22 protein-coding genes are annotated in these 20,272 nt (G+C 65.4%); 17 read left to right on the top strand and 5 right to left on the bottom strand.

The features are described 5' to 3' along the window. Positions 1-30: 30 nt before the first annotated feature. Positions 31-894, bottom strand: coding sequence for a type III pantothenate kinase (locus BUS12_RS29840; RefSeq protein WP_074300949.1), 864 nt, complete (start codon positions 892-894; stop codon positions 31-33). After that, the gene (locus BUS12_RS29835; protein WP_074300948.1) at positions 891-1,796 is read right to left on the bottom strand and encodes a biotin--[acetyl-CoA-carboxylase] ligase; all 906 of its coding nucleotides are present in this window, start codon (positions 1,794-1,796) and stop codon (positions 891-893) included. The genes BUS12_RS29840 and BUS12_RS29835 overlap by 4 nt, the downstream gene beginning before the upstream one ends. 117 nt (positions 1,797-1,913) lie before the next feature. On the opposite strand from BUS12_RS29835, the gene BUS12_RS29830 reads away from it, so the two are divergent. The 9 genes from BUS12_RS29830 (at position 1,914) to BUS12_RS29790 (ending at position 9,759) form a co-directional block, all read left to right on the top strand. Further along, complete coding sequence (locus BUS12_RS29830; protein ID WP_074300947.1) at positions 1,914-3,047, top strand: MlaE family ABC transporter permease; 1,134 nt, start codon at positions 1,914-1,916, stop codon at positions 3,045-3,047. Next, positions 3,044-3,922 carry an ABC transporter ATP-binding protein gene (locus tag BUS12_RS29825; protein WP_074300946.1) on the top strand — a complete coding sequence of 293 codons (879 nt, stop codon included), beginning with the start codon at positions 3,044-3,046 and terminating at the stop codon, positions 3,920-3,922. The genes BUS12_RS29830 and BUS12_RS29825 overlap by 4 nt, the downstream gene beginning before the upstream one ends. Positions 3,923-3,938: 16 nt before the next feature. After that, positions 3,939-4,901: an MlaD family protein gene (locus BUS12_RS29820; RefSeq protein ID WP_074300945.1), complete on the top strand. Its 963-nt coding sequence runs from the start codon at positions 3,939-3,941 to the stop codon at positions 4,899-4,901. 18 nt (positions 4,902-4,919) lie between these two features. Next, a complete protein-coding gene (locus BUS12_RS29815; protein ID WP_074300944.1) occupies positions 4,920-5,567 on the top strand; it encodes an ABC-type transport auxiliary lipoprotein family protein in 648 nt (215 codons plus the stop codon). 31 nt (positions 5,568-5,598) lie between these two features. After that, entirely contained in the window at positions 5,599-6,753 is a 1,155-nt protein-coding gene (locus BUS12_RS29810) for a VanZ family protein (protein WP_074301781.1), read from the top strand. A gap of 126 nt (positions 6,754-6,879) precedes the next feature. After that, the gene (locus BUS12_RS29805) at positions 6,880-7,203 is read left to right on the top strand and encodes a (2Fe-2S) ferredoxin domain-containing protein (protein ID WP_074300943.1); all 324 of its coding nucleotides are present in this window, start codon (positions 6,880-6,882) and stop codon (positions 7,201-7,203) included. An 8-nt stretch (positions 7,204-7,211) separates the two neighbouring features. Further along, positions 7,212-7,856 (top strand): alpha/beta hydrolase, encoded by a 645-nt coding sequence (locus tag BUS12_RS29800; protein ID WP_074300942.1) that lies wholly within the window; start codon positions 7,212-7,214, stop codon positions 7,854-7,856. Positions 7,857-8,179: 323 nt separating this feature from the next. After that, positions 8,180-9,403 (top strand): D-alanyl-D-alanine carboxypeptidase family protein, encoded by a 1,224-nt coding sequence (locus tag BUS12_RS29795; protein WP_074300941.1) that lies wholly within the window; start codon positions 8,180-8,182, stop codon positions 9,401-9,403. Between the two features lie 86 nt (positions 9,404-9,489). Next, the gene (locus tag BUS12_RS29790; protein ID WP_074300940.1) at positions 9,490-9,759 is read left to right on the top strand and encodes a DUF493 family protein; all 270 of its coding nucleotides are present in this window, start codon (positions 9,490-9,492) and stop codon (positions 9,757-9,759) included. A gap of 51 nt (positions 9,760-9,810) precedes the next feature. Here BUS12_RS29790 and BUS12_RS29785 read toward each other — a convergent pair whose 3' ends face one another. Then, positions 9,811-10,767 (bottom strand): transcriptional regulator GcvA, encoded by a 957-nt coding sequence (locus BUS12_RS29785; protein ID WP_074300939.1) that lies wholly within the window; start codon positions 10,765-10,767, stop codon positions 9,811-9,813. Between the two features lie 98 nt (positions 10,768-10,865). On the opposite strand from BUS12_RS29785, the gene BUS12_RS29780 reads away from it, so the two are divergent. The 7 genes from BUS12_RS29780 to BUS12_RS29755 all read left to right on the top strand — a co-directional run bounded on the left by BUS12_RS29780 (position 10,866) and on the right by BUS12_RS29755 (position 16,735). Beyond that, complete coding sequence (locus BUS12_RS29780) at positions 10,866-11,192, top strand: DUF2917 domain-containing protein (protein ID WP_074300938.1); 327 nt, start codon at positions 10,866-10,868, stop codon at positions 11,190-11,192. A gap of 83 nt (positions 11,193-11,275) precedes the next feature. Next, on the top strand, positions 11,276-12,094 hold the full coding sequence (lipB, locus tag BUS12_RS29775; protein ID WP_074300937.1) for a lipoyl(octanoyl) transferase LipB: 819 nt from the start codon (positions 11,276-11,278) through the stop codon (positions 12,092-12,094). A gap of 13 nt (positions 12,095-12,107) precedes the next feature. Further along, a complete protein-coding gene (gene lipA / locus BUS12_RS29770; protein ID WP_074300936.1) occupies positions 12,108-13,112 on the top strand; it encodes a lipoyl synthase in 1,005 nt (334 codons plus the stop codon). A 328-nt stretch (positions 13,113-13,440) separates the two neighbouring features. Continuing rightward, a complete protein-coding gene (locus BUS12_RS38455) occupies positions 13,441-13,671 on the top strand; it encodes a hypothetical protein (RefSeq protein ID WP_143788494.1) in 231 nt (76 codons plus the stop codon). Positions 13,672-13,940: 269 nt separating this feature from the next. Continuing rightward, the gene (gene tauA, locus BUS12_RS29765; RefSeq protein WP_074300935.1) at positions 13,941-14,963 is read left to right on the top strand and encodes a taurine ABC transporter substrate-binding protein; all 1,023 of its coding nucleotides are present in this window, start codon (positions 13,941-13,943) and stop codon (positions 14,961-14,963) included. Positions 14,964-15,035: 72 nt separating this feature from the next. Beyond that, positions 15,036-15,833 (top strand): taurine ABC transporter ATP-binding protein, encoded by a 798-nt coding sequence (locus BUS12_RS29760; RefSeq protein ID WP_074300934.1) that lies wholly within the window; start codon positions 15,036-15,038, stop codon positions 15,831-15,833. Between the two features lie 56 nt (positions 15,834-15,889). After that, entirely contained in the window at positions 15,890-16,735 is an 846-nt protein-coding gene (locus BUS12_RS29755; protein ID WP_074301780.1) for an ABC transporter permease subunit, read from the top strand. 67 nt (positions 16,736-16,802) lie between these two features. On the opposite strand, the gene BUS12_RS29750 is transcribed toward BUS12_RS29755, so the two are convergent. Then, the gene (locus BUS12_RS29750) at positions 16,803-17,486 is read right to left on the bottom strand and encodes a histidinol-phosphatase (protein WP_074300933.1); all 684 of its coding nucleotides are present in this window, start codon (positions 17,484-17,486) and stop codon (positions 16,803-16,805) included. 205 nt (positions 17,487-17,691) lie between these two features. On the opposite strand from BUS12_RS29750, the gene BUS12_RS29745 reads away from it, so the two are divergent. Then, positions 17,692-19,359, top strand: coding sequence for a Na/Pi cotransporter family protein (locus BUS12_RS29745; protein ID WP_074300932.1), 1,668 nt, complete (start codon positions 17,692-17,694; stop codon positions 19,357-19,359). Between the two features lie 4 nt (positions 19,360-19,363). Here BUS12_RS29745 and BUS12_RS29740 read toward each other — a convergent pair whose 3' ends face one another. After that, a complete protein-coding gene (locus BUS12_RS29740) occupies positions 19,364-20,137 on the bottom strand; it encodes a DeoR/GlpR family DNA-binding transcription regulator (protein ID WP_074300931.1) in 774 nt (257 codons plus the stop codon). Positions 20,138-20,272 lie beyond the last annotated feature (135 nt).

Raw genomic sequence — 20,272 nt, 5'->3', positions numbered from 1 at the left:
TAGGCGCGTTGCTCAACGGTGGCCGCCGGTTCACGCGCCTTGTGCGGCGGCGATCAGCGCGAGACCGGACAGCACGAGCGAATCGTGCCGAGTATGCGGTACTTTGAGGGCGGCTGTCACTTCGTCGGCGGCGCCCCCGCCCACCACGAGGCGCACCGGCACGCCCCACTCGGCCTGCAGGTCATTCCACATCCGTTCGATCAAGCCGGCCTGCGCCAGCGCGCAACCCGCCGAGAGCGAGCGCGGCGTGTCCGTGGCGAAAAACGGACCGCGGCGCTCGTAGCCGGTTTGCGGCTCGCCGCCCTGGGCGACGCCGGTGCCGGCGCCGGGCGTCAGCAGACCGCGTGCCGCGTGGGCATCGAGCGTGGGCAGTTGCGCCGTGTGCTCGCCGAGCGAGCGCATCATCAGCGACCAGCCGGGCGCGATCAGGCCACCGACGAACCTGCCGTCGGCTCGCAGTGCTTCCAGCGTGGTGGCGGTGCCGAATGTCGCGATCAGGAGCGGCTCGCCTGGAAACGCGGCGTGCGCGCCGATCAGGCCGGCCCAGCGGTCGCTGCCGAGTGCCGAGGGTGTCGTGTAGCCGTTGCTCACGCCGCATTGCCGCTCGCAGGCGCGAATCGTCGTGCGCGGCAGGCCGGGCCAGTGCGCGTCGAGCAGGGCGGCGAGACGCTGCGCGACCGCTTCGCCGGCGACGTTGGACAGCCAGGCGCTCGCGGGATGCGGCAGTTGCGACCAGTCAGGGGCATCGGCGCGAGCGGTGGCCGTCGAAGCGGCACCGCCCGCATCGCGATGCGCAAACGCTCCCGCATGCGTCTGCGTCCCGTCCGCCTGCACCAGCGCCCACTTGACGCGGCTGTTACCCGCGTCGATCAGCAGAAAAGGCGCGCCGCTCATGCAGTGCCGTCTGCCAGACGCAGCGAGACGTCGCCCGTGGCAATGACCTGGCGTCCCGATGCCGTGTCGAGCAGCAACTGCCCGCTTTCATCGACGCCCGCCGCCACGCCGCGCGTGATCTCCACACCTTGCTCGAGCAGCACCACTTCGCGGCCCGCGTAGGCGTGACAGGCATTCCAGCGCGGCTGGAAAGGCTCGAAGCCGTCGGCGCCGAAGCGTTTGAGCGCAGGCTCGAGCGCGTTCAGTTCGGCCGCGAGGGTATCGGTCAGATTGGCGTTGGGCAGCGCCCGCGAGAGCGCGGTAGGCATCGTGCCGCGCGCCTGCGGCGGCACGTCGGCGTTCAATGCACCGACCTTGGCTGCCAGTTCGTCCGCCCCCTTTACATTGGTACCGATACCGATCACCACGGCACTTGCGTACTCGGTACTCCATGCCGTTTCGATCAGGATGCCGGCCAGCTTGTCGCCTTCCAGCAGCACGTCGTTCGGCCACTTCAGCGCAATCTGCCCCGGTCCTGCGACCGGCAGCGAGCGCAGCCCGTCGACCAGCGCCACGCCCACCGCGAGACTCAGCCCGGCGAGTCCTTCGAGCGGCCGCGGCAATACGCAGGCCACCGAGAACAGCAGCGCGTTGCCCGGTTCCGCATACCACGTGCGGCCGCGCCGGCCGCGTCCGGCGGTCTGCAGATAGGCGACCCGCACGATCGGCCGCGGCAGCGCGTTCGAGCGGCGCGGCAGCGCCTTGACGCGCGCCATCAGGTCGGCATTGGTGGAGCCGGTTTCCTCGACGATTTCGATTGGCCAGTCGTGCGCGTGCGGACCGAACAGCGCAATGGCGCGTTCGCGGTCGATGCGCCAGTCGCCGCTCGGGCCGGCAGGGGGGGAGGACTTGGAAGCGTTCATGTCGCATATTGTAGCGATTGGGGGCAACGAAGACCCACTCGCAGCGCACAAGCACGGTTCCTGCGCGCCGCGTTCGTTACAATGGCCCCTGATCCGATAACCAGAATCCAGCGATCCTTGAACTACGACACTCCGCCCGGCCTTGAAGTCGCGGCAGGCAGCCAAGGCAAGATCGTCCGGCTCTCCGGCCAGTGGACGGCGCTTGCACTCGCGCGCGACCGCGCCACCGGCAAGGTCGTGCCCCGTCTGCGTTCGCTCATCGGCGTCGACGGGATGCACTGGGACCTGTCGCGCATCGAGCGTATGGACCACGTTGGCGGCCAGGCGCTCTGGCGCGTGTGGGGCCACAAGCTGCCGTCCCAACTGACTGAACTGAACGACACCCAGCGCGACATTTTCGAGCGCATCGCCTTGCTCGACACCCTGCGCGATACGCCCGAACTGGTGGTGCGGAACGACCCGTTCACCCGCCTCGGCCTCGCGCTGTTCTCCTTCTTCGAGCATCTGTACGGCGGCATCGCGATGTTCGGGCGCGTGGTGCTCGATCTGCTCGCGATCGTGCGCAATCCGAAGATCACGCCGTGGACCGAGATCTCCGCGAACGTCTACAACGCGGGCACCAAGGCGCTGCCCATCACCGCGCTGGTAGCGTTCCTGATCGGCATCGTGCTGAGCTATCTGTCCGCGCAGCAACTGCGGCTATTCGGCGCGAACCAGTACATCGTCAACATCCTCGGGCTGTCGGTGATACGCGAACTCGGACCGGTGCTCTCGGCGATTCTGGTGGCCGGCCGCTCGGGCTCGGCGATCACCGCGCAGATCGGCGTGATGCGCGTCACCGAGGAACTCGATGCCATGCGGGTAATGGGCATTCCGCATGGCCTGCGGTTGATCCTGCCGCGTGTGCTCGCACTCGGCGTGGCGATGCCGCTGCTTGTGATGTGGACCAACATCGTCGCGCTGACCGGCGGCGCGCTCGCGGCGAAAGTGGTGCTGGGCATCGACATGGGCTATTTCGCGCGGGCCCTGCCGAGCGTGGTGCCGGTCGCGAACCTGTGGATCGGCCTTGGCAAGGGCGTGGCGTTCGGCATGCTGATCGCCATCGTCGGCTGTCATTTCGGGTTCCGTATCAAGGCGAATTCGCAAAGCCTCGGTGAGGGCACGACCACCTCGGTGGTGAGCTCGATCACCATCGTGATTCTCGCCGACGCGGTGTTCGCCATCCTGTTCCAGAACGTGGGGCTCGGATGAGCGCGCCACTCACTCAATCCGTGCGCGGCCAGCCGCTGCCCTCGATCGCCGAGCCGGTCATCGAGGTGCGCGACCTGACCAAGCGCTACGGCCGCAACATCGTGCACCAGCATCTGAACTTCGAGGTGCGGCGCGGCGAGATCGTCTCGATCGTCGGCGGCTCGGGCTCCGGCAAGACCACGCTGGTGCGGCAGATCCTCGGGCTCGAACGGCCGTCGTCGGGCACCATCAAGCTGTTCGGCGAGGACATCTCGACCATCTCGCCGGACACCGCGCTGCTGATGCGCAGCCGCTCCGGCATGCTGTTCCAGCGCGGCGCGCTGTTCTCGTCGCTGTCGGTGTTCGACAACATCGCGCAGCCGCTGCGCGAGCTCGGCAAGATCCCCGAAGACCTGCTGCGCGACATCGTCATGCTGAAGCTCGAGATGGTCGGCCTGCCGTGCAAGCATGCGTCGAAGATGCCGTCGGCGCTCTCGGGCGGGATGATCAAGCGGGTCGGCATCGCCCGCGCCATCGCACTCGAACCGGAGCTGCTGTTTCTCGACGAGCCGACGGCCGGGCTCGATCCGCAAGCGTCGGACGAGTTCGTCGAACTGGTCAGCACGCTGCATCGCGCGCTCGGCCTGACCGTCGTGATGGTGACGCACGATCTCGACACGATGGTCGCGCTGTCCACCCGCGTCGCCGTGCTGGCCGACCGCAAGGTGCTGGTCGCGGCCCCGGTCGAGGAAGCCGCGGGCGTCGATCATCCGTTTATCCGCGAATACTTCCTCGGCCTGCGCGGCCGCCGCGCGCTTCAGGCATTGCCGCCGGAGCGTCGCGCCAAGCTGCCGCCCGCGGCGCTCGAACCCGCGTCGTCCGAACTGCCGCTGTGAACCAGGGAACCTGACAATGGAAAACAAATCACATGCCTTCTGGGCTGGGCTCTTCACAGTGGTGCTGCTGGTGGCGATTGCGGCGGCGGCCTTTTTGTTCAACGTCGACCGTTCGGTGCGCGTGCCGTACGATCTGATTGCGCGCACCAACGTCACCGGGCTCTATACGGATGCCGCAGTGCGCTATCGCGGCCTCGACGTGGGCAAGGTGCAGTCGATCAAGTTCGACCGCGAGCATCCGGGGCAGATCCTGATTCGGATCCTCGTCGACACGCACGCGCCGATCACGCATTCCACCTACGGCAGCCTTGGATTTCAGGGCGTGACGGGGATTGCATTCATCCAGCTCGACGATACGGGGCGCGATATGACGCCGCTGTCGTCGTCGGAGAAAGCGGTGGCGCAATTGCCGATGCGCCCGGGCCTGCTCGATCAGTTGCAGCAGCGCGGCGACATCTTGCTGCGCAAGCTGGAACGCATCGCGGACGACGTGAACGACGTGCTGTCGCCGCAAATGCGCGATCAGTTGCTGGGCACGGCCGCCAGCCTGCAGCACGCCGCCGACGGCGTCACGGACCTGACGAAGCAGATGGCGCCGGCCGCCGGCAAGCTGCCGCAGACGCTCGACCAGCTGGATCGCACGCTCGCGTCGACCAATCAGTTGATCACCGGCCTGAACCGGCCGGACGGTCCGTTTGAGGCCAACCTGAACAAGGTCGGCACGGCGGCGCAGCAGGCAGGCGATGCGCTGACGGCGATGAATGTGTCGTTGCAGGACCTCTCGGCACGGGTCGGTTACGACACCTTGCCGCGCGTCAATTCGCTGGCTGACGATGTACGCTCCGCTGTGCGTTCGGTGGATCGCGCCGCCGACACGTTCAGCACGAGCCCGCGCAGTGTGCTGTTCGGCGCGCCGGCGGCGGCGCCCGGTCCCGGCGAGCCCGGCTTTACGTGGCCCGCGGCCCACCCGGCAAAATGATCTGAAAGGAAGATTGTCATGGCACCCTCGCTTAACCGCTCCCTTTACCGCTTGTTTCCGCATAGGTACCAGGCTGGCGCCGCGTTTGCTGTCGCGCTGGCGTTCGGCGTGCTGACCGGTTGTGCCGGCAACCCGGCGGCGCTCGCCGACATCCGCTACGACCTCGGCCCGGCGCCGCAGGCGGCCACCTCGGGACCGATGCCGGCCGTCAAGGTGCTGGACGTCACCGCGCCCGAGACGCTCGCCTCCGACAAGCTGATCTACCGCCTGAGCTATGCCGACGCGCAGCAGACGGCGGCGTATGCGAACAGCCACTGGAGCATGGCGCCGTCGGCGCTGTTGACGCAGCGCCTGCGCGCGGCACTCTCGCAGCGCGGCACGGTGCTGACCGGTGCGGACGGCGTGAACGCGCCGGTGCTGAAGGTGGATCTGAACGAGTTCGAGCAGATCTTCGACAGTCAGTCGCAAAGCCACGGCGCCGTCACCGCGCGCGCCACCTTGACGCAGGGCGGCAAGGTCCTCGCGCAGCGCACCTTCATTGCGCGCGCGCCGGCCAGTTCGGCGGATGCGGCCGGCGCCGCCCAGGCGCTTGCCGCGGCCAGCGACGACCTCGTCGCGCAGATCTCCGCGTGGCTTGGCGTGCAGGCGCTCGTCGCCGCTCAATGACCGCTACGCCACGCACGCGGCGGAGCGTAGCGTGAGCGGCAAGCCGCCGCAGCGCCGGCCATCGGCGCTGGCGAAGCAGGTGCTGGGTTTGTACACCGCCCTGATCGTGTATGGCTCCTGGTATCCATTCTCAGGCTGGCGCTCGCTCGGCCTCAGCCCGTTCGCTTATCTGACCGACCCGCTGCCGCAGTATCTGACGGCCTTCGATGTGCTCACCAACGTCCTCGGTTACATGCCGTTCGGCGCGCTGGTGGTGCTGGCGCTCTATCCGCGCCGGCGCGGCACGCTGGCCGTGGCGCTCGCCTTCGGGCTGGGTGTCGTGCTGTCGGGCACGATGGAAGCGGTGCAGACCTGGTTGCCCACCCGTGTCGCGTCCAATCTCGATCTGGCTGCCAATGCGTTCGGCGCGCTGCTGGGCGCGGCGTTGATTGCGCCGGCTACCGGCGCCTTGCTCGATCGCGGTCTGTTGCGCCGCTTGCGTCTCCTGTGGTTCAGGCGCGATAGCGCGGCGCTTGTCTGCCTTGCCGCGTTGTGGCCGTTTGCGACGATGTTTCCTTCGCCGCGTCTGTTCTGCCTCGGCGACTGGCCGCGCGCGCTATGGCTGCGCGCCGATCCGACCATGCGGGACGCGTTGCTCGCGTGGGCGCCCGCCAGCTGGCATATCGCGGCGTGGCCTGGACGCCTCGGCGCGGCCCTGCCGGACGACGGCTGGGAGGCGCTGATCGCGACGCTCACCCTGTTTGCCGCCGGCGCACTCGCTTCGCTGCCGATGCGCCCGCCGGCGCCGCGCGCGCGGCTGCTGCTGGTGCTCGTCGCGATGACGGTGTGCATCAAGATCGGCGCGACCTTTCTGCAATCGGAGGCGGGGCTGGTGTTCGACTGGGCGACGCCCGGCGCACTTGCCGGTCTCGCGGGCGGCACCCTGGCGATGCTGCTGGCCCTGCGCGTGCCGCGCCGCTGGCGGGCAGCGTTCGCAGCGGGGACGCTGGTGATTGCGCTGCTGCTCGTCAACCTGCTGCCGGTCAATCCCTATTTCGATGTGACGCTCGCGGACTGGCGCCAGGGACGCTATCTGCACTTCAACGGCCTCGCGCACTGGCTCGCATGGACATGGCCGTATGCGGCGCTGGGCTGGCTGGCGTTGTCGGCGGAGCGCGCCTGGCTCAGGCGCCGGCATGCGGCTTGAGCAGCGGCTCGCCCGAGCGCCTGCCTGCCCCCGTCGCTATAATCGACCCACTACAGGAGCGCCACGTGGCTTGCCCATGCCGGCGGTCATCGAGCCTCCACCACTTTCAGTCTCGCCCCGGACACCATGGACTCTTTCTACAAGTACCACGTCTTCTTCTGTCTCAACCAGCGCGACCCCGGCGCAGAGCGCCCGAGCTGCGCGAACTGCAATGCGCAGGCCATGCAGGAGCATGCGAAAAAGCGCGTGAAGCAACTGGGTCTAGCGGGCCCGGGCCAGGTGCGCATCAACAAGGCGGGGTGTCTCGACCGTTGCGAGGAAGGGCCGGCCGTCGTGATCTATCCGGAAGGCACGTGGTACACGTATGTCGACGAGAGCGACATCGACGAGATCGTCGAATCGCATCTTGCGAACGGCAAGGTCGTCGAGCGTCTGAAAATCGATCGGTAAGCGGCGCCATGAACGTCAATACGAAAAAGTATCTGATCGATGGTCCGGTCGGCAAGATCGAGGTCGCGCTCGATCTGCCCGACGAGACGCGCGAAAACGGCGCCGCGCCGCGCGGCATTGCGCTCGTCGCGCATCCGCATCCGCTGTTCGCCGGCACGATGGACAACAAGGTCGCACAGACGCTGGCCCGCACGCTGGTGCAACTGAACTACGTGACCTATCGCTCGAACTTTCGCGGCGTCGGCCAGACCGAGGGTGAGCACGACGCCGGCATCGGCGAGCGCGACGATCTGCGCGCGGTACTCGATCACATGCGCGCGCAGCCGGGCCAGGCCGATCTGCCCCTCGTGCTGGCGGGCTTTTCGTTCGGCACTGTCGTGTTGTCGCATGTGGCGGCGCGGCTCGTCGAAGAAGGGCAGGCGATCGAGCGGATCGTCTTTGTCGGCACTGCGGCGAGCCGCTGGGATGTTGCGCCCGTGCCGGAAAACACACTCGTGATTCACGGCGAAACCGACGAAACGGTCCCCATTCAATCGGTGTTCGACTGGGCGCGGCCGCAGGAATTGCCGGTGGTCGTGATTCCCGGCGCCGAGCATTTTCTGCACCGCAAACTGCACATCCTGAAGCGCATCATCGTCGACGCCTGGCGCTAGTCAGCGGGGCTGCGCGCGTTTTCCGGGGTACAGGTACGCGCCAAATGAAAATTTATCGGCACGCGAGGCGCAAAGTTGCCTCCCCGGCGCGCGTATAATGAGCGCTCTTTTTTGGGCGCAGCGCGGCCCATCCGGCGAAGGCGCATGGTTGCGCGCCGTTGCGTGATTGCAGCGCCGGGTGGTGGGGCGCGTTGCGCGAACCGATCGTGTGGCCGGAAGTCCAACGGGCGCCGCGCCGTTTTTTCGCGGCCAGCGCTCGCCGACCGGCTCTTCCAAACTGCGCGCCCCCGGGCGCGATGCATATTTCTGCCCGAATCGATCCTATGCGTTTTTCCACCTCCGGTTTTTCGTCACTCTCGTCTTTCGTTCCCCATACCATCAGCCGTGCGGTGACGCTCGGCGTGTTGCTGCCGGCCTCGCTGCTGGCGAGCACGGCGGCCTTCGCGCAAGTCCCGCCGCCGGCGGTGAACGCGCGCTCGTGGGTGCTCGTCGACGCGACCAGCAACCAGGTGCTCGCCTCCGGCAATGCCGACGAGCGCGTCGAGCCGGCGTCGCTGACCAAGCTGATGACCGCCTATCTGGTCTTCGAAGCGCTGCAGACGAAGAAGATTTCGATGGAGCAGATCGTCACGCCGAGCGAAGCCGTGCGCCGCGTGAAAACGGACGAATCGCGCATGTTCATCGAAGCGAACAAGCCGGTCTCCGTGCACGACCTCGTCTACGGCATGATCATCCAGTCGGGCAACGACGCGGCCATCGCGCTGGCCGAACTGGTCGGCGGCAGCGAGTCGCAGTTCGTCAACATGATGAACACCGAAGCGCAGCGCCTCGGCATGACGCATACGCATTTCGCCGACGTGAACGGCATGCCCGACCCGCAGCACTACACGAGCGCGGGCGACCTCGCGATCCTGTCGGCACGCCTGATTCGCGACTACCCTGACTACTACAACATTTTCTCGGTCAAGGAATTCACCTACAACAAGATCAAGCAGCCGAACCGCAACCGTCTGCTGTGGATCGACCCGACCGTCGACGGCCTGAAGACCGGTCACACCGAGGCGGCCGGCTATTGCCTGATCGCGAGCGCCAAGCGTCCGCTGCCGGGCGCGTCGGATGCATCGCGCCGTCTGGTGTCGGTGATGATGGGTGAGGTGAAAGAGCACGACCGCGTCGAGGACAGCATGAAGATGCTGAACTACGGCTATAGCGCGTACGACACGGTGCGCCTGTACAAGGCCGGCCAGGTGATCGAGACGCCGCGCGTCTATAAGGGCGCGGAAGACACGGTCAAGATCGGCGTGAAGGCCGACCAGTACATCACGGTGCCGAAGGGTCTCGCCGACAAGGCCAAGCCGCAGGTCGAGCATATCGACCCGCTGATCGCGCCGATCGCCGATGGCCAGCAGGTCGGCACGGTGAAGCTGGTGTCGGACGGCAAGGTGATTTCGCAGTTCCCGATCGTGGCGTTGCAGGCCGTGCCGCAAGCCGGCGTGGTGGGCCGCGTGTGGGATTCGCTGATGCTGATGTTCAACAAGAAGAAGTAAGCGCAGGCGCACGCTCGTGCGTGCGGTTGCGTGGTAACGGCTCCGGCGGCGAGGCTGCCGGAGCCGTCGTCGAGGAGTGAAAGAAGATGCAAGCCGATAACGATTCGCTGTTTGAGTTTCCCTGCGATTTCCCGATCAAGGTGATGGGCAAGTCGCATCCCGAGTTTGCCGAGACGATCGTGACGGTGGTGAAGCAGTTTGACGAAGCGGTCGACGCGTCGCGCGTCGAGACACGCCCGTCGAGCGGCGGCAACTACACCGGCCTGACGGTGACGGTGCGGGCAACCAGCCGCGCCCATCTCGACGATATCTATCGCGCGCTCACCGGGCATCCGATGGTGAACGTGGTGCTGTGAGTCAGTGAGCCGGCGGGACGTTTCGCGTCTCGCCGGCTGCGGCGCCTGTGCCTAGGGTGCGACGTGCAACGCGTCCGCCCCGTTCTGCGGCCCTGCCGCGCAAGCCCGCTCGAAGAGCAGCTTGAACCGTCCTACCTCCTCGAACACCCAATCCCGAAACGCCTGCACCCGCTCCGCCTGCATCATCTGCGGCGGACAGATGAAGTAGTACTGCCACGGGCTCGGACCATCCACATCGAAGAGCCGCACCAGCCGCCCAGCGGCGATTTCGTGCATCGCGAGCGAACGACGCGTGAGCGCGACGCCCTGGCCGTCGATCGCCGCCTGCAACAGGTTCGACGAATCCTGGTACAGCACGCCGCGCTTCGGCTCGGGCCAGTCGGTGAGACCGGCGGCGTCGAACCAGGGTCGCCACAATTCGTCGTCGGAGCGCAGCAGTGGAACTTTGGCGAGGTCCGACGGCACCTTCGGCAGGTTGCCGCCGTTGAAATTCGGTGCGCAGGCCGGAAAGAAAATCTCCTCCAGCAGAAGCTCCGCGTGCAAGCCCGGGTACTTGCCGAAGCCAAAACGAATTGCCGCATCGATGTCGTCGCGGGCGAAATCCGCCAGCGAATTGGTGGACAGCAACTCGAGATCCCACTGCGGATGCGCCTCGATAAAGCTGCCGATGCGCGGCGTCACCCAGCGCGCCGCGAACGACGACAGCATCGACACCACCAGACGCCGCTCGCGCTCGCCGGCGCGGATCTCGCGCGTGGCGTCGGCCAGAGCCGTCAAGGCACTGCGCACCTGCCCCGCGTAGCGGCGGCCCACCTCGGTCAGGCGCACGCGTTTGCCGTCGCGGGCGAACAGGGTCACGCCCAGTTCCGCTTCAAGTGCCCGGATCTGATGGCTGACCGCGCCGTGCGTGACGAACAGTTCGTCCGCCGCACGCGAAAAGCTCTCGTGCCGGGAGGCGGCCTCGAATGCCTTGATGGCGTTGAGTCCAGGGAGTTGTCGGAGGTCCATCGCAATTTTTCTCACATAGAGGTGAAATTTGATCGTTTTGCGTAAACCCTTGTTGCACCTAGGATTGTAGTCACGAAACAGCTTTTTGCGAGGGTGTCATGCGAGAAATTTCCTCTAGTATCACGTTTGAAATCAAGGCGGGAGAAACGGTTCCGATGAAGGTGGCGCGCAGCACCCGGCTGGCGGTGAGCGGCGGGGCAGTGTGGGTGACCCGCAGCGACGATACCGAAGACTACTGGCTCCAACCGGGGCACACGCTGCGTCTACGGCGCGGCGAGCGGCTCTGGCTGAGCGTCGAGAGCGGAGCGCAGGCACGGGTGGCGTTCGCCGTGCCGGCCCGCGCGGATGTGCGCGCGTTCGACTGGCTGGTGCGTCTCGCGGACCGGATCGGCTTGCGGTCGCGCGATGGGTGGCGGACCGTTTGAGGCGGCTCGGCGGTGGGTTGGGCGGGCCGGCTTGGACAGCGGCTCGGGCGGGGATCTCATTATTTCGGTAAACTAGGCGGATCATGTGTGCCACGCCGGTTTCCCCGCTTTCCCTATCTGCTGCACCCTGCCGTGAAGATCAGGCGGTGCCCGACTCCGTGAGTCCGACCGCAACTGCGAGCGCCGAGCCCGTCTGCGCGGCTTCATCTGCTTCCGCTCCCGCACTGACGCTCCGCTGGCGCGGCGTCGAACCCTACGAAACCAGCTTCGACGCCATGCGCGCCTTCACCGACGCGCGCGACAGCGAGACCGTGGACGAAATCTGGCTGGTCGAACATCCCCCCGTCTTTACGCTCGGCCAGGCCGGCAACCCGGCGCACCTGCTGGCCGCCGACAGCGGCATTCCGCTTGTGAAAGTCGACCGCGGCGGGCAGATCACCTATCACGGGCCGGGACAGGTCGTCGCGTACCTGCTGCTCGACTTGCGCCGCCGCAAGCTGATGGTGCGCGAGCTGGTCACGCGGATCGAGCAGGCCGTGATCGACACGCTCGCGGCGTATAATCTCGCCGGAGAACGCAAGGCGGGCGCCCCAGGCATCTACGTGGCGCCTGGTCCGGATGTGGGGCCGCATGCCGGCGCCAAGATCGGCGCGCTGGGCCTGAAAATCCGCAACGGCTGCAGTTATCACGGGGTCAGCCTGAACGTGAAGATGGATCTGCGGCCGTTTCTGGCCATCAACCCATGCGGGTACGCCGGGCTCGAAACCGTCGACATGGCGACGCTCGGCGCCGCCGCCGGCTGGGACGAGGTGGCCCGGACCTTTGCTGCATGCCTCACCGCAAACATCGACGGCACTCCCGCGGCCGTCGCCCAACCGCAGGCCGGTGTCTTGACCGCCTGACTGGATCGAACGAATGACTGACGTTACCGCGAACCTCGCCGGCTCTGCCGCCCCCGACGCTGCAGCAGCGCCCGCCGCTTATGACGCTACGGCGAAACAGAAGGCGCAGGCCAAGACCGCGCGCATTCCGATCAAGATCATCCCGATCGAAAAGCTGAAGAAGCCGGACTGGATTCGCGTGAAAGCGGCCACCGGCAATTCGCGCTTCTACGAGATCAAGCAGATCCTGCGCGAGCACAACCTGCATACGGTCTGCGAAGAGGCGAGCTGCCCGAATATCGGCGAGTGCTTTGGCAAGGGCACCGCCACGTTCATGATCATGGGCGACAAGTGCACGCGCCGTTGCCCGTTCTGCGACGTCGGCCATGGCCGTCCCGACCCGCTGGATGTCGAGGAACCGGGCAACCTGGCGCGCACGATTGCCGCGCTGAAGCTGAAGTACGTGGTGATCACCAGCGTGGACCGTGACGATCTGCGCGACGGCGGCGCGGCCCACTTCGTGGAATGTATCCGCCAGACCCGCGAGTTGTCGCCGGAAACGCGTATCGAAATCCTGACGCCGGATTTCCGCGGCCGTCTGGATCGAGCGCTGGGCATCCTCAATGCCGCTCCGCCCGATGTGATGAACCACAACCTCGAAACGGTGCCGCGTCTGTACAAGGAAGCGCGCCCGGGTTCGGACTACGCGCACTCGCTGAAGCTGCTGAAGGACTTCAAGGCGCTGCATCCGGATGTCGCGACCAAGTCGGGTTTGATGGTCGGCCTGGGTGAGACGGAAGAAGAGATTCTTCAGGTGATGCGCGATCTGCGCGAGCACGACGTCGACATGCTGACGATCGGCCAGTACCTGCAACCGTCGGAGCATCACCTGCCGGTTCGCTCGTACGTGCATCCCGATACGTTCAAGATGTATGAGGAAGAAGCGTACAAGATGGGCTTCACGCACGCGGCCGTTGGCGCGATGGTGCGTTCGAGCTATCACGCGGACCTGCAGGCGCATGGGGCCGGCGTGGTCTGAGCTTTTTCCCGGTAGTCTGGTTTGACGTAGAGCCCGCACTTGATGCGGGCTTTTTTATGCGGGCGGCCGCCGAGGTGTTCGCTGCTCGAGTGTGCACGTTGCAGTCGGCGTTCAGTACTTCCAGAAGAAAAGTCGCGCAATCAGCAGACTGACTGAGTAGAGGCCGCTCCCAATAAACATGAAGTAGGCGATGTACATCATGACGCGGTGTCGCACATCATCGTTCTCGAGGAGGTAGTCGATAAGGTTAGGTACGTTAAGTTCTCCCTTGAATGGTTTTAATTATATCTCGCTCGGGCTAAATATTTGGCTTAACGAAAAATGAGATATGGAAAAACTTGTCGCGACGAAGGCTGTTGCGACGAACGACACCCACATCAAGGTTTTGCCGGGAACATCGTTGCTAGCCGGATCGCTGAAATACTTTCGCGCGTCGGCGGCGCCAAACATGCGAAAAATTCAGCAACGGCAGCAAGGCAATCGGCGCCAGAACCGGCACGCCAACGTTGGACAAAAACCAGCTCAAGTGCGCAAGAAAATCGATCATGAATGGAGATGACGTGCAGTGAAGAAAACCAGTCCATGATCCGTTCCACCCCACACGCCGGTCAATCGACCGAACGGCCAGCTTGCGCCCCTCGCGCGACTCTGCCACCCTCCGTCGCAAGCCCCTTCGCGCACATCGCAGCAGACCCGCTCACCCAACCCAGCGTGAAAAGCAATGCTCGAACAGCGTAATTAGCAATCTAGAATTCGTTAGAACCGCCCGTGCCCAAACTCCCTATAGTCGAAAGCCTCCCAAACACCTTATTACAACGGGGCTTCTCGATGAACCGATTCTTCCGCCCGCTCGCCGCGCTCGTGACGCTGCTTGCCGTATCCGCTCCCTTTGCGAGCGTCGCCCACGCCGACACCAAAGAAGTCGTGATCGCGTATCAGGACATGGTCCTGCCCTGGCGCTATGCCCAGGCCACCGGTGAAGTCGAAAAGGAGACCGGCTACAAGGTGGTCTATCGTCAGCTCAGCAGCGGCGCAGAGGTGGTTCGCGCGCTGGCGTCGGGTTCGGTGCAACTCGGCGAGGCCGGTTCCAGTCCGATTGCGGCAGGCCTGTCGCAGGGCGTCGACATTTCGCTGTTCTGGATTCTCGACAACATCAACGATGCCGAAGCACTGGTGGCGCGCGACGGTTCGGGCGTGACCAGCATCGCCGGCCTCAAGGGCAAGAAGATCGGCGTGCCGTTCGTGTCGACCTCGCACTTCCATACGCTCGTCGCGCTGCAGGCCGCGGGCGTGAATCCGGCTGACGTGAAGATCGTCAACCTGCGCCCGCAGGAAGTCGCGGCTGCATGGGACCGTGGCGATATCGACGCCACCTACATCTGGGACCCGGTGCTCGCCAAGGTGAAGAAGAACGGCAAGGTGCTGATTACCTCGGGTCAGGTCGCCCAGGAAACCGGTAAGGCGACCTTCGACGGCTTCGTGGTCGATCGCAAGTTCGCGCAGCAGAACCCGGAGTTCGTGGCGCGTTTCGTCAAGGTGCTGGCCGCGAGCGACGCCAGCTATCGCGATCACACCTCGACGTGGACGACGGGCTCTCCTGAAGTCGCGGCAGTCGCCAAGGAGTCCGGAGCAAATGCTCAGGACGTGCCGGCGAGCCTGGCGCTGTACGCTTTCCCGTCGGCGGCTCAGCAGGCATCGAACACGTGGCTGGGCGGCGGCGCGCAATCCGGGGCGGCGAAATCGCTGGCGGCGACGGCGACGTTCCTGAAGGCGCAAGGGACAATCCAGAACGTGCTGCCGGACTACTCGGCAGGCATCGATCCGCGCTTTGTCCAGCAGGCAGCACACTAGGAAGACGGGCCGCGCCGTGTGTCGCCTGGGCGCGCCGGCGCTGCCCGGTCCTCCGAATCAACAGGTATCCAGATGAGTGGTCTCGAGATCCGGCGGCTCCATGTCGCCTACGAAGGTGCCCGGGGCGCGGCCCCGAACGTTGCGCTCGCCGATGTCGATCTGCGTATCGAGTCCGGCGAGTTCGTCGTGGCGCTCGGCGCGTCGGGTTGCGGCAAGACGACCTTGCTCAATTGCATCGCCGGCTTTATCGCGCCGACCGGCGGCGAAGTTCGTCTGAACGGCGAACTGGTCAACGGCCCCGGCGCCGATCGTGGCGTGGTGTTTCAGAAGTATGCGCTGATGCCCTGGCTCGACGTGCTCGACAATGTCGCGCTCGGCTTGCGTTTCCAGCACGTGCCGAAAGCGCAGCGCCATCGTGTCGCTCGCGAGATGCTCGCGCTGGTCGGGCTCGAACAGCATGCGCATGCGCGAGTCTATGCGCTATCGGGCGGGATGCAGCAGCGCGTGGGAATTGCGCGGGCACTGGCGAGCGATCCCGAAGTCCTGTTGATGGACGAGCCGATGGGCGCGCTCGATGCCATGACGCGCGAGTCGATGCAGGAACTCGTGCTCGACGTGTGGGGCCGTACGGGCAAGACGGTGTTTTTCATCACGCACAGTGTCGAAGAAGCGCTGTTTCTGGCGACGCGTCTCGTCGTGATGACACCGGGGCCGGGCCGTATCGCCGAGAGCTATGACTTGCCTTTCGCGCGACGCTTTCTCGAGACGCGCGATGCGCGCGCGGTAAAGTCGTCGCGGGAGTTTATCGAGTGGCGTGAACGGCTGGTGCGTCGTCTGCATCAGCGTGCGGATGAAGAGGTGGTGTCGTGACGGCTTCGCGTGATTCGTTTGACAGCGCGCCGCTGGCTCAGCAGAGCGCTGCGGCGATGGATTCATCCAGTACCCCGGCTGCGTCGCCGCTGAAGAAGAAGGGCAGGCCCGTGCGCGCGTGGCGCATGCCGGGCGAAGGGCCGACCGCGGCGTTGAGCGTCGCGTCGGTGGCCGCGCTTGCCGCGTTGTGGTGGATCGCCACGCACCTGCAATGGTTGCCGCCGCTCTTTCTGCCGACACCTGAAGCCGTCTGGGCCGCCTTCATCGACGCGTGCCACGGACGCATCCAGGGCGGCTTGCCCTTGTCGCAGCATCTCGCGTGGAGCGCGCTGCGCGTGTTCGGTGCGTTCGCACTCGCCACGGTCACCGCAGTGCCGGTCGGCATTCTGATGGGCGTGAGCCGGGTAGCTCGCGGACTGCTCGATCCGCCGCTGGAGTTCTACCGGCCGCTGCCGCCGCTCGCATATCTGCCGCTCGTGGTGATCTGGTTCGGCATCGACGAGACGGCGAAGATTGTCGTCATCTACCTCGCCTGTTTCGCGCCGATCGCCATGGCGGCGCGTGCCGGCGCGCGCAGCGCGACTGTCGAGCAGATTCATGCGGCGTATTCGCTCGGCGGCAAGTTTTCGCAGATCGTGCGCTACGTGGTGTTGCCCGCGGCCTTGCCGGAGATTCTGACCGGGCTGCGGATTGCGATCGGCTTCGGTTGGACCACGCTGGTGGCCGCCGAAATGGTGGCGGCGACGGCGGGTCTGGGTCAGATGGTGCTGAACGCGTCGAGCTTTCTGCGTACCGACGTGGTGGTGATGGGGATCGTGCTGATCGGTCTGATCGCGTGGATCTTCGACCTGGGGATGCGGGCGCTGGAGCGGCGGCTGGTGCCGTGGAAGGGCCGCGTGTAGGACCCGCCGGCCAGGTAACGGCGGTTGAGCGCAGCGTGCGCTCAACCGCTCTTCAGTTACGCAAACATCACGCGAACAACTCAATGATCGGCCAGTCCCGCTCTTGCGCAATCGCACGCAGCCGTGCATCCGGATTGGTCGCCACCGGATGCGTGACGCGCTCGAGCAGCGGCACGTCGTTGATCGAATCGCTATAGAAGTAGCTCTTCGGAAAGTCCTGCAGCGCGTAACCCAGCGACGCCAGCCAGCTCTCCGTACGCACGATCTTGCCTTCGCGGAAAGTCGGCACGCCGACTGCGGCGCCGGTATAACGCCCGAGTGGATCGCCGCCTTCGGTGCCGAGTTCGATGCCGAGCAGATGCTCGAATCCCAGCGCCTTGCCGATCGGCGCCGTCACGAACACATTTGTTGCGGTCACGATGCAGCACAGGTCGCCGGCATCGAGATGCCGTTGAATCAGCTCGCGTGCGGCGGGCCGGATGGCCGGCACGATCACCTCGCTCATGAACGAGGCATGCCACGCATCCAGTTGCGCGCGGGAGTGGCGTGCGAGCGGTGCGAGCGTGTAGTTCAGGTAATCGTTCATATCGAGCGTGCCCGCCACGTATTGGCGATAGTACGCATCGATGTCTTCCGCGTGTTGCGCTGCGCCTTCCACACCCAGCTTTGCGATGAAGTGGGCCCACGCCTGGTCGCTGTCGAGCGGCAGCAGGGTGTGGTCCAGATCGAACAGCGCGAGGTTACGACTCATCTAGGGATTCCTTGCATCAACGCTTCGAAGCCGGCCCGCTGCCGGCGCGGCACACCTCTCCGCATGCTGGCAGATCGTATATTTAAATACCCAAAAATACAATAAGCCAAATTTGTGCAACACTACTGTCATATTTCTCCGGGTGTCGCCAGGCAGCGGCATGCGGGTCCGGTCATGGTTGGCGGTTTGAGAAGCGTAGTGCCCTATGTTGATTCTGCTTAATCTTCTCTCCGGTGTGGCGCTCCTCGTGTGGGGCTCGCACATCGTTCGTACAGGCATCCTGCGCGTGCTCGGTGCGGATCTGCGCACGGCACTCGGCCGCAGCACCGGTAGCCGCCTGCGCGCGTTCGGCTCCGGTGTGCTCGTGACGAGCCTCGTGCAAAGCAGCAACGCGACGGCTGTCATCGTCACCTCGTTCGCCGCCCAGGGCTTGCTGCCTCTCACCAGCGGACTCGCCATCATGCTGGGCGCGGACGTCGGCACGGCCCTGATGGCGCGTGTGCTCACGCTGGACCTCTCGTGGCTGTCGCCCATCCTCGTCCTGATGGGCGTGCCGCTGTTCCTCACACGCAAGCAGACGCGGATCGGCCAGGCGGGCCGCACGGCGATCGGCCTTGGCCTGATCCTGCTGGCGCTGCATCTGATTGTCGAAGCCGCCCAGCCGATGATGCAAGGTGCCGGCGTGCGCGTCATGTTCGGCGCGCTAACCGGCGACACGATGCTCGATGCGCTGGTCGGCGCCGCCTTCGCGGTGATTTCCTACTCGAGCCTCGCGGCGGTGCTGTTGACGGCGACGCTGGCATCGTCCGGCGTGATTTCGTTGAAAGTGGCGTTGTGCCTGGTGATCGGCGCCAATCTCGGCAGCGGGCTGCTGGCGCTGAGCGGCACGCTGGCGCAGAACGCGGCGGCGCGGCGCCTCGCGCTCGGCAGCCTGGTGTTCAAGCTGGCCGGCGCATTGTTGATCCTGCCGTTTGCGTCGCTGCTGGCGCGTGGCCTGCCGGTACTGATCGGCAACCCGCGTGAAGCGGTGGTCGGGTTTCATCTGATCTACAACACGCTGCGCTGCTGCGCATGCCTTGCGTTGATCGATCCGGTGGCGCGCATCTGCAGCCGTCTGTTGCCGGACGTGCCGGCGCAGAACGGCGAATTTCGCGCCTTGCACCTCGACGCCGCGGCGCTCTCCACACCCTCGCTCGCGCTGGCGAACGCCGCGCGCGAAGTGCTGCGCATTGGCGACATCGTCGGCACCATGCTCGGCAACGTGGCCGAACTGATTCATCACAACAACCTGGCCAAGGCGCGCGAGACGGCGCGGATGGACGACGACGTCGACCAGCTTTATGCGGCCGTCAAAGGCTATCTCGCGCGCATCTCCCGCGAGCAGCTCGACGAAGTGGAGAGCCGGCGCTGGACCGACATCATCGCGCTGACCATCAACCTCGAGCACGCTGGCGACATCATCGAGCGCATCGTGGGGGACATCGAGGAGAAGAAGATTGCCCACCGGCTCTCGTTCTCCGAGGAAGGGCTGGGCGAACTGGAGGATCTGCATGCGCGGCTCGTCAGCAACCTGCAGCTCGGGCTGTCGGTGTTTCTGAACAACGATTTGCGTTGCGCCGAGCGCTTGCTGGCGGAGAAGGAGCGGTTCCGCGATCTGGAGCGGCTGTACTCATACGCCCACCTGGACCGTCTGGCTGGGCAGACCTTGCGCAGCATCGAGACCAGCGCGCTGCATCTCGACATGATCAGCGACATGAAGCGGCTCAACTCGCTGTTCTGCTCGACGGCCTACCCGGTGCTCGACGCAGCCGGTGCGTTGCACGATACGCGCTTGCGCAAGCGCGTCCTCGATACCCTGCACGCGCCGGAATAAACCCCTACGCCAGGATGATCCGCGCGACCTTCTTCTTCAGGGCCGCGAAGTCGGGTGCCTCGGCCGCTTTCTTGTTGGTGATCAGCACGTCGATCTGCTCGGGCTGGCAGTACGAAATGCGGCTGCGCTGGCCGATCTTGCTGTAGTCGGCGAGGATCACCACACGATGGGCATTGGCGACCATCGCCCGCGCCACTTCCGTCTCCTCGTGATCGTAGTTGGTGGCGCCGTGCCGCGGGTCGATGCCGACCGGCGAGAGCAAGGCCACATCCGCCCGGAAGCGGTGAATCTCGAGGATCGTCGTGCTGCCTCCCGTCGCCATGGCCCGGTCGCTGATCGAGCCGCCCAGCAGGATGACTTCGTTGGCGGCTTCCGCCTGCTGCTCGACCGCTCCGCGCATCTTCAGCGCGACGTCGATCGAATTGGTCACCACCGTGAGATTGGCGAGCTTCGCCAGCTCTTCGGCAAGCGCCGAGGTGGTCGTGCCGGCATCGATAAACAGCGTCTGGCCGCTAGAGATGACGCCCATTGCCGCCTTGGCGATCGCCGTCTTGGACTTGACCCGCGTATGGGCGCGTTCCGCGATGGGCGCTTCGTCGGCAGGCTTGATCGCGCCGCCATGCACCCGCCGCAATTCGCCGAGTGCTTCCAGGTCGAGCAGGTCGCGCCGTACTGTTTCGCGCGATACGCCGAGATCCGCCATGATCCGTTCGGTCGACACCCGTTGCAGGGTCGATAGCAGCGCGCGAATTCTCTGATGACGGTCTTCCTGCCACATGCATTTTCCCTTTACGAATGAGTCGGTCTGGACGGCTTTTGGGCCTTTGACATCACTGACACGGTTGTGTGTCGCGCCGATGTCATCGGCGCTACTTTACCCGCTTCGTGTTGTATTTTTTTGGTGCCTTGCAAA

The sequence above is a fragment of the Paraburkholderia phenazinium genome, assembly GCF_900142845.1.
Lineage (GTDB): Bacteria > Pseudomonadota > Gammaproteobacteria > Burkholderiales > Burkholderiaceae > Paraburkholderia > Paraburkholderia phenazinium_A.
This window is presented reverse-complemented; position numbering and strand designations above follow the sequence as displayed.

What these genes read in the sequence shown, in the direction of transcription:
- BUS12_RS29840 (WP_074300949.1), bottom strand. Translation starts at nt 894, where the DNA reads ATGAGCGGCGCGCCTTTTCTGCTGATCGACGCGGGTAACAGCCGCGTC.
- BUS12_RS29835 (WP_074300948.1), bottom strand. Translation starts at nt 1,796, where the DNA reads ATGAACGCTTCCAAGTCCTCCCCCCCTGCCGGCCCGAGCGGCGACTGG.
- BUS12_RS29825 (WP_074300946.1), top strand. Translation starts at nt 3,044, where the DNA reads ATGAGCGCGCCACTCACTCAATCCGTGCGCGGCCAGCCGCTGCCCTCG.
- BUS12_RS29820 (WP_074300945.1), top strand. Translation starts at nt 3,939, where the DNA reads ATGGAAAACAAATCACATGCCTTCTGGGCTGGGCTCTTCACAGTGGTG.
- BUS12_RS29815 (WP_074300944.1), top strand. Translation starts at nt 4,920, where the DNA reads ATGGCACCCTCGCTTAACCGCTCCCTTTACCGCTTGTTTCCGCATAGG.
- BUS12_RS29805 (WP_074300943.1), top strand. Translation starts at nt 6,880, where the DNA reads ATGGACTCTTTCTACAAGTACCACGTCTTCTTCTGTCTCAACCAGCGC.
- BUS12_RS29800 (WP_074300942.1), top strand. Translation starts at nt 7,212, where the DNA reads ATGAACGTCAATACGAAAAAGTATCTGATCGATGGTCCGGTCGGCAAG.
- BUS12_RS29795 (WP_074300941.1), top strand. Translation starts at nt 8,180, where the DNA reads ATGCGTTTTTCCACCTCCGGTTTTTCGTCACTCTCGTCTTTCGTTCCC.
- BUS12_RS29790 (WP_074300940.1), top strand. Translation starts at nt 9,490, where the DNA reads ATGCAAGCCGATAACGATTCGCTGTTTGAGTTTCCCTGCGATTTCCCG.
- BUS12_RS29785 (WP_074300939.1), bottom strand. Translation starts at nt 10,767, where the DNA reads ATGGACCTCCGACAACTCCCTGGACTCAACGCCATCAAGGCATTCGAG.
- BUS12_RS29780 (WP_074300938.1), top strand. Translation starts at nt 10,866, where the DNA reads ATGCGAGAAATTTCCTCTAGTATCACGTTTGAAATCAAGGCGGGAGAA.
- lipB (WP_074300937.1), top strand. Translation starts at nt 11,276, where the DNA reads ATGTGTGCCACGCCGGTTTCCCCGCTTTCCCTATCTGCTGCACCCTGC.
- lipA (WP_074300936.1), top strand. Translation starts at nt 12,108, where the DNA reads ATGACTGACGTTACCGCGAACCTCGCCGGCTCTGCCGCCCCCGACGCT.
- BUS12_RS38455 (WP_143788494.1), top strand. Translation starts at nt 13,441, where the DNA reads ATGGAAAAACTTGTCGCGACGAAGGCTGTTGCGACGAACGACACCCAC.
- tauA (WP_074300935.1), top strand. Translation starts at nt 13,941, where the DNA reads ATGAACCGATTCTTCCGCCCGCTCGCCGCGCTCGTGACGCTGCTTGCC.
- BUS12_RS29760 (WP_074300934.1), top strand. Translation starts at nt 15,036, where the DNA reads ATGAGTGGTCTCGAGATCCGGCGGCTCCATGTCGCCTACGAAGGTGCC.
- BUS12_RS29755 (WP_074301780.1), top strand. Translation starts at nt 15,890, where the DNA reads ATGGATTCATCCAGTACCCCGGCTGCGTCGCCGCTGAAGAAGAAGGGC.
- BUS12_RS29750 (WP_074300933.1), bottom strand. Translation starts at nt 17,486, where the DNA reads ATGAGTCGTAACCTCGCGCTGTTCGATCTGGACCACACCCTGCTGCCG.
- BUS12_RS29745 (WP_074300932.1), top strand. Translation starts at nt 17,692, where the DNA reads ATGTTGATTCTGCTTAATCTTCTCTCCGGTGTGGCGCTCCTCGTGTGG.
- BUS12_RS29740 (WP_074300931.1), bottom strand. Translation starts at nt 20,137, where the DNA reads ATGTGGCAGGAAGACCGTCATCAGAGAATTCGCGCGCTGCTATCGACC.